Genomic DNA, 6,528 nt, shown 5'->3' on the forward strand with positions numbered 1-6,528 from the left:
CCACATGCGTGGTCGAGATGGTGATCCCGCGCGCCTTCTCCTCGGGGGCGTTGTCGATCTGGTCGTAGCCCTTGAAGTCGCCGAAATACCGCGTGATCGCCGCCGTCAGCGTCGTCTTGCCGTGGTCGACATGCCCGATCGTCCCGATGTTGACGTGCGGCTTGTTGCGCTCGAATTTTGCCTTTGCCATGGTGGCCTCCTGGTCGTCGGGCGGCCGGGTGGACGACGCCCTCGCGTAAACATCGCCGCGAGATATAAGCGAGTCGGCGGAAAAGCAAGGCAGGCCGCGTCTTCGCCCCGGAACCATCGCCCCGAGGCCACGTTGGAAAGCCCGAACCGCGGCGCCGTCGCGCCGCGTCCTGTTTTCCCGGAGGTTCCCATGTCCCTGATGAAATCCCTGGCCCGCGTTGCGGCGGGCGTGATGCTTGCCAAGGGGCTCGGCAGCATGATGCAGCAGCAGCAGTCCCGTTCGGGACAGGGCTCGCACCGGACCGGGGGCGGCATCCTGGGCGACCTGATGAACGCAGGCTCGCGGCGCGGCGGATCGGGCGGGCTGAACGACATCCTGGGGCAGGTGCTGGGCGGCCGCTCGGGCGGCGCAGGCACGGGGCAGCCCTATGGCGGGCCGAACTCGCGGGGTGCGTCGGGCGGTCTGGGCGGCATCCTCGACAACCTGACGCGGAATGCGGGCGGCTCTCGGGGGACGTCCGGCGGCTATGGCCAGGGTGGCGGGCTGCTGGGGGGACTCGCGGGCGGGGCTGCGGCCGGGGGCCTTGGCGGGCTTCTGGGCGGCATCCTGAACGGCCCGGCCCAGCGCGGAGCGCAAGCCAACAACGACGCCACCTTCGGCGAGGTCTTCAACGACGCCGTGGTGCGGCAGGACGAGCCCGAGGTCGCCCCCACGCCCGAACAGAACGCTGTTGCCGGGCTGATGCTGCGCGCCATGATCCAGGCCGCCAAGGCCGACGGCAAGATCGACGAGGGCGAACGCGAGCGCCTGCTGGGCCAGTTGGGCGACCTTGACGACGACGACCGCGACTTCATCCGCCAGCAGATGGCGGCGCCCGTGGACGCGCAGGCCCTGGCGCGCGAGGTGCCCAAGGGGCTTGAGGCGCAGGTTTACCTGATGTCGCTGATGGCGATCGACTTCGACAGTCGGGAAGAGGCGGAATACCTGCACAGCCTTGCCGATGCGATGGGCATCGACCGGGCGACGACGAACCAGATCCACGAGCAGGTGGGCGTGCAGAACCTTTATTCCTGATCGCGCAGCCGCATCGCGGCTTCGCTTCCTTCCCCAGATCGCGCCCGGGTTTCCGGGACGGGTCCGCAGACAGGTGATGAAAGAGCCGCCCGAAGCACATTCGGGCGGCTCTGCTGATCGACGGTCTCAGTTGAACCGGTTGTCGCGCGGAAAGCCGCGCGGGGCCATGCGGCCCGTGGTGCCGCGCTTGGCCAACCATTCCGTCAGGTCGGGTTCGGTCCGGGTGCGGCCCGCGGGATCAAGCCAGGACAGCCCGACCGACAGGGTGATGCATTTCGCATCCGCAAGGCCGCCGTCCTTGAACTTCTGCATCCGCACGCCCTTGCCACGGGCCATCTCGGGCAGTTCGGACAAGGGGAAGACCAGCAACTTGCGGTTGTCGCCGACAGTGACGAGGTGGTCGCCCTCGATCCGGCGGACCAGAAGCGCGTCGCCGTTCAGCACCTGCTTGCCGGCGCGGGTCTGCGCGAGGATATCGGGCGCGTTCACGATGAAGCCGTCTCCGGCCTTCGAGGCCACCAGGAACTGCTGGTCCTCGCGCCAAGGGAACATGTCCAGCACGGCCGCGTCGTTCGGCAGGTCGATCATCAGGCGCAGGGGTTCCCCCAGACCCCGCCCGCCGGGCAGGTTGTTGGCAGGCAGCGTGTAGAAGCGGCCGTTCGCGCCGAAGATCATCAGCTTGTCGGTCGTCTCGGCGTGCAGCGCCATGAAGGGCCCGTCACCGTCGCGGAACTTGAGTTCGGCATCCAGCGGCTGGTGGCCCTTGATCGCGCGAATCCAGCCCATCCGCGACAGGATCACCGTGACCGGCTCGCGCTCGATCATCGCGTCCATGTCCAAAGGCTGCACGTCCTCGGATGCGGTGATCTCGGTCCGCCGCACGCCCGCCGGGTTCGACTTGCCGAAAAGCCCGCGCACCTCGCGCAGTTGCTCGGCGATCTTCGCCCATTGCCGCGCGGGGTCGGCCACCAGAGCCAGCAGCCCCTCGCGTTCGCCGGCCAGCCGGTCGCGCTCGGCCCGAAGCTCGATCTCCTCAAGCCGCCGCAGGGCGCGCAGGCGCATGTTCAGGATCGCTTCCACCTGCGCGTCGGACAGCCCGAACTCGGCCATCATCACCGCCTTGGGGTCGTCCTCGTGGCGGATGATCTCGATCACCCGGTCGAGGTTCAGGTAGGCGATGATGTAGCCATCCAGCACCTCGAGCCGGGCGGCGATCTTTTCCAGCCTGTGGGCCGAGCGGCGCAGCAGCACCTCGCGCCGGTGGTCGAGGAAGGCGCGCAGCACCTCTTTCAGCGAACAGACCTTCGGCACCCGCCCGTCAATCAGCACGTTCATGTTCAGGCCGAAACGCACCTCGAGGTCGCTGGCCCGGAACAGCGCGGCCATCAACTGCGCGGGATCGATGGTGCGGGTGCGGGGTTCCAGCACGATGCGGATGTCCTCGGCCGATTCGTCGCGCACGTCGGCCAGGATCGGGATCTTCTTGGTCAGCACCAGTTCGGCCAGGCGTTCGATCAGCTTGGACTTCTGCACCATGTAAGGAATTTCGGTGACGACCACCTGCCACGTCCCCCGGCCCAGGTCCTCGAGCACCCAGCGGGCGCGCAGGCGCAGGGAACCGCGCCCGGTGCGATAGGCCTCGCGCAGCACCGCCGCATCCTCGACCAGCACGCCGCCCGTAGGGAAGTCCGGGCCGGGCATGATCGCCATCAGCGTCTCGTCGCGGGCGTCCGGCGACTTGATGAGATGCAGGCAGGCATCCACGACCTCATGGAGGTTGTGGGGCGGGATGTTGGTCGCCATCCCCACGGCGATGCCGCTGGCGCCGTTGCAGAGCAGGTTCGGGAAGGCCGCAGGCAGGACCACGGGTTCTTCCAGCGTGCCGTCGTAGTTGGGGCGGAAATCGACCGCATCCTCAGCCAGCCCCTCCATCAGCGCCTCGGCGGCCAGCGTCAGGCGGGCCTCGGTGTAGCGGCTGGCGGCGGGACTGTCGCCGTCGATGGAGCCGAAGTTCCCCTGCCCGTCCACCAGCGGATAGCGCATCACGAAGGGCTGGGCCAAACGCGCCATCGCGTCATAGATCGCCCCGTCGCCGTGGGGGTGATAGTTCCCCATCACGTCGCCGGAAATCTTCGCCGACTTGCGGAATGCGCCGGTCGGCGACAGCCGCAGCTCGCGCATTGCGTAGAGGATGCGGCGGTGGACCGGCTTCAGCCCGTCCCGCGCATCCGGCAGCGCCCGGTGCATGATGGTGGACAGCGCATAGGTCAGGTAACGCTCGCCGATGGCGCGGCTCAGCGGTTCCGAGATGGTGCCCTTGTCGGGATCGGGGGCGTCGGGGATGTCGGCTTTCCTGGTCATCCCGCCCAACTACGCCCCGACCGCAGGCCGGTCCAGTGGCAGCAAAGGCGTGGCAGATGGGCAACAGGCGGCTGTGACATGACGGGTTTGCCGGAGGAGCATGGAACGCATCCTGGCTGAAAACGGTTTCAATGCATCCGTCATGCTTCCAGATACCCCCATCATGTTCCGTCTGATCGCCATCGCCCTGACCTCGACCTTTCTTCTGCTTGCCTTTTTCGGCACCAGCGGCGAGCAGACCCGCGCCCAGCATCCGGCGCGCGTCATGGGGATCATGGGCACCCTGGTCACCGTTCCGCCCGAGGCGCCGGACGCGCACAGGCATTACGTCAGCCGCCATCACCAGCCGATGAAGACCGCGCCCGATCCCGGTGCCGGCGTGCTGCGAATCCTGCCCTTCGGCACAATGGTCGAGGTGATCGACGCGGGGCATGGCAACTTTGCCCAGGTCCGTGACCCTTCGGGAGAGATCGGGTTCATCCATGCCGCCAGCCTGTCGGACAGCTTCCCGGGCTGACGCGATTGCCGACCGTTCTCATCACCGGCTGCTCGTCGGGCATCGGGCTTGACGCCGCGCGCCACATGGCCGGCGCGGGCTGGACCATCATCGCCACCTGCCGCCGCCCCGAGGACCTGCACGCCCGCCGGGCTGAGGGCATGATCGCGCTGCCGCTGGATCTCGGCGACGAGGCCAGCGTCGCCGCCTGCGCCGAAGCCGCGCTGACCCACGGCCCCCTTGACGCGCTGGTGAACAACGCGGCCTTCGCCCTGCCTGGCGCGGTCGAGGATCTGCCGCGCGGCGGCCTGCGGTCGATCTTCGAGGTCAACCTGTTCGGCACCCACGACCTGACCCGCCGCCTGATCCCGCATTTCCGCGAACGCGGCGCGGGACGCATCGTCAACGTCAGTTCCGTCCTCGGCCTTGTCGGCATCCCGTGGCGCGGGGCCTATGTCGCCAGCAAGTTCGCGCTGGAAGGCCTGACCGACGTGCTGCGGATCGAGATGTCGGACACCCCCATCCGCGTGATCCTGATCGAGCCCGGGCCGATCACCAGCCGCATACGCGCCAACTCGATCCCCCATTTCGAACGCTGGATCGACTGGGAACGCAGCCCGCGCGTCGAACAATACCGCGCAAGCCTGCTGAGGCGCCTGTATCAGCCCTCGGGGCCTGACCGCTTCGAACTGCCGCCGTCGGCCACCAGCGCCGTCATCCGGCAGGCGCTGGAAAGCGCGCGACCCCGCGCCCGCTATCGCGTGACCCGGCCCACCAAGATCGCGGCGGCGGGGCGGCGGCTGCTGTCCACGGCCGCACTGGACTGGTTCGCGCGGCGCAGCTAGTGTCCGCCCAGCGAAAGGCGACCTCATGCGGGACGAGCCCCTTTTCATACTCGCGGCGCTGGCCGCCCTGGCGGTCACGGTGATCCTTGCCGTGGGCATCGGCGGCTTCGCCCGTGGCGGAGAGTTCAACCGCAGGCATGGCAACCGGATGATGCGCTGGCGGATCATCGCCCAGGCCATCGCGGTGGCGCTGATCCTTCTTTATGTCTGGCTGCGGGGCAACTGATGGTCGTTCTCAATCGAATCTACACCCGCACCGGCGACAAGGGCGACACCGGCCTGTCGGACGGCTCGCGCGTCGCCAAGCACGATCCGCGGGTCGAGGCCTATGGCACCGTCGATGAACTGAACGCGACCCTCGGCCTCGCCCGGCTTCATGCCGGGGCTGAGATGGCCGACGCGCTGGGCGTGATCCAGAACGAGCTGTTCGACCTCGGCGCCGATCTGGCGCGGCCGAACATGGACCGGGACGCCGAAGCGCCTTATCCGGTGCTGCGGATCGTGCAGCAGCAGGTGGACCGGCTGGAAATCGAGATCGACGCGATGAACGCGCCCCTGTCGGCGCTGCGCAGCTTCATCCTGCCTGGCGGATCGCTGCTGGCCGCGCATCTGCACCTTTCCCGCACCGTCGCCCGCAGGGCCGAACGGCGCGCGACCGAACTGGCCGAAGGCGGCGACACCAATCCCGCCGCGGTCAGGTATCTGAACCGCCTGTCCGACTGGTTGTTCGTGGCGGCACGCGCTGCGAATGCCGGCGGCAAGGGGGATGTGCTATGGGTGCCGGGCGCCTCTCGCGGGGGCAGGCCCGACCTCTGACCCGGCGGGAGGCGCCCTCTGCACGCAAGTTTGGCCTTTAAATTGTGTGTGTGATCGTTATTGCATCCGCAGCAAACGGATGACGCTGATACGAAAGGGAGTTGTTCGATGAAGGTTCTTGTGCCTGTGAAGCGGGTGATCGACTACAACGTGAAGGCGCGGGTGCGTGCGGACGGGTCGGGGGTGGACCTGTCGAACGTGAAGATGTCGATGAACCCCTTTGACGAGATCGCGGTCGAGGAAGCGATCCGTCTGAAGGAGAAGGGGGCGGCGTCCGAGATCGTGGTGGTGTCGATCGGGGTGAAGCAGGCGGCGGAAACCATCCGCACGGCGCTGGCGATGGGCGCCGACCGCGGCATCCTGGTGGTGGCCGCGGACGACGTGCACCAGGACATCGAGCCCCTGGCGGTGGCCAAGCTGCTGAAGGCTATCATCGCCGAGGAGCAGCCGCAGCTGGTGCTGATGGGCAAGCAGGCGATCGACAACGACATGAACGCCACCGGCCAGATGCTGGCGGCGCTGCTGGGCTGGGCGCAGGCGACGCAGGCCGGCAAGCTGGAAGTCGAGGGCGAGAAGGCCACCGTCACGCGCGAGGTCGACGGCGGGCTGCAGGTGATCGAGGTCAGCCTGCCCGCGATCGTGACCGCCGACCTGCGTTTGAACGAGCCGCGCTATGCGAGCCTGCCCAACATCATGAAGGCCAAGAAGAAGGAACTCGTCGAAAAGACCGCCGGTGACTACGGTGT

General features: G+C 67.9%; 8 protein-coding genes. 6 read left to right on the forward strand and 2 right to left on the reverse strand.

All coding sequences use genetic code 11. The features are described 5' to 3' along the window. The coding region (locus H5395_RS17310) for a GTP-binding protein (RefSeq protein ID WP_255440792.1) at positions 1-190 on the reverse strand (190 nt) is incomplete at its 3' end. Between the two features lie 189 nt (positions 191-379). Between H5395_RS17310 and H5395_RS17315 the strand changes: the two genes are divergently transcribed. Beyond that, the gene (locus H5395_RS17315) at positions 380-1,264 is read left to right on the forward strand and encodes a DUF533 domain-containing protein (protein ID WP_182793774.1); all 885 of its coding nucleotides are present in this window, start codon (positions 380-382) and stop codon (positions 1,262-1,264) included. A 126-nt stretch (positions 1,265-1,390) separates the two neighbouring features. Here the strand turns inward: H5395_RS17315 and parC are convergent, their stop codons facing one another. Next, positions 1,391-3,625, reverse strand: coding sequence for a DNA topoisomerase IV subunit A (gene parC / locus H5395_RS17320; RefSeq protein WP_182793775.1), 2,235 nt, complete (start codon positions 3,623-3,625; stop codon positions 1,391-1,393). A 142-nt stretch (positions 3,626-3,767) separates the two neighbouring features. Here parC and H5395_RS17325 point away from each other — a divergent pair, with 142 nt between their 5' ends. From H5395_RS17325 to H5395_RS17345, 5 genes are all read left to right on the forward strand, one after another. Further along, the gene (locus tag H5395_RS17325) at positions 3,768-4,142 is read left to right on the forward strand and encodes an SH3 domain-containing protein (RefSeq protein ID WP_182793776.1); all 375 of its coding nucleotides are present in this window, start codon (positions 3,768-3,770) and stop codon (positions 4,140-4,142) included. Between the two features lie 5 nt (positions 4,143-4,147). After that, complete coding sequence (locus H5395_RS17330; protein WP_182793777.1) at positions 4,148-4,966, forward strand: SDR family NAD(P)-dependent oxidoreductase; 819 nt, start codon at positions 4,148-4,150, stop codon at positions 4,964-4,966. 25 nt (positions 4,967-4,991) lie between these two features. Beyond that, on the forward strand, positions 4,992-5,192 hold the full coding sequence (locus tag H5395_RS17335) for a twin transmembrane helix small protein (RefSeq protein ID WP_182793778.1): 201 nt from the start codon (positions 4,992-4,994) through the stop codon (positions 5,190-5,192). Then, the gene (locus tag H5395_RS17340) at positions 5,192-5,782 is read left to right on the forward strand and encodes a cob(I)yrinic acid a,c-diamide adenosyltransferase (protein ID WP_182793779.1); all 591 of its coding nucleotides are present in this window, start codon (positions 5,192-5,194) and stop codon (positions 5,780-5,782) included. The genes H5395_RS17335 and H5395_RS17340 overlap by 1 nt, the downstream gene beginning before the upstream one ends. A gap of 108 nt (positions 5,783-5,890) precedes the next feature. Beyond that, positions 5,891-6,528, forward strand: a 638-nt coding sequence (locus H5395_RS17345; RefSeq protein ID WP_182793780.1) for an electron transfer flavoprotein subunit beta/FixA family protein, incomplete at its 3' end; no start/stop codon positions are given.

The organism is Paracoccus sp. MC1854 (genome assembly GCF_014164635.1).
Taxonomy (GTDB): Bacteria; Pseudomonadota; Alphaproteobacteria; order Rhodobacterales; family Rhodobacteraceae; genus Paracoccus.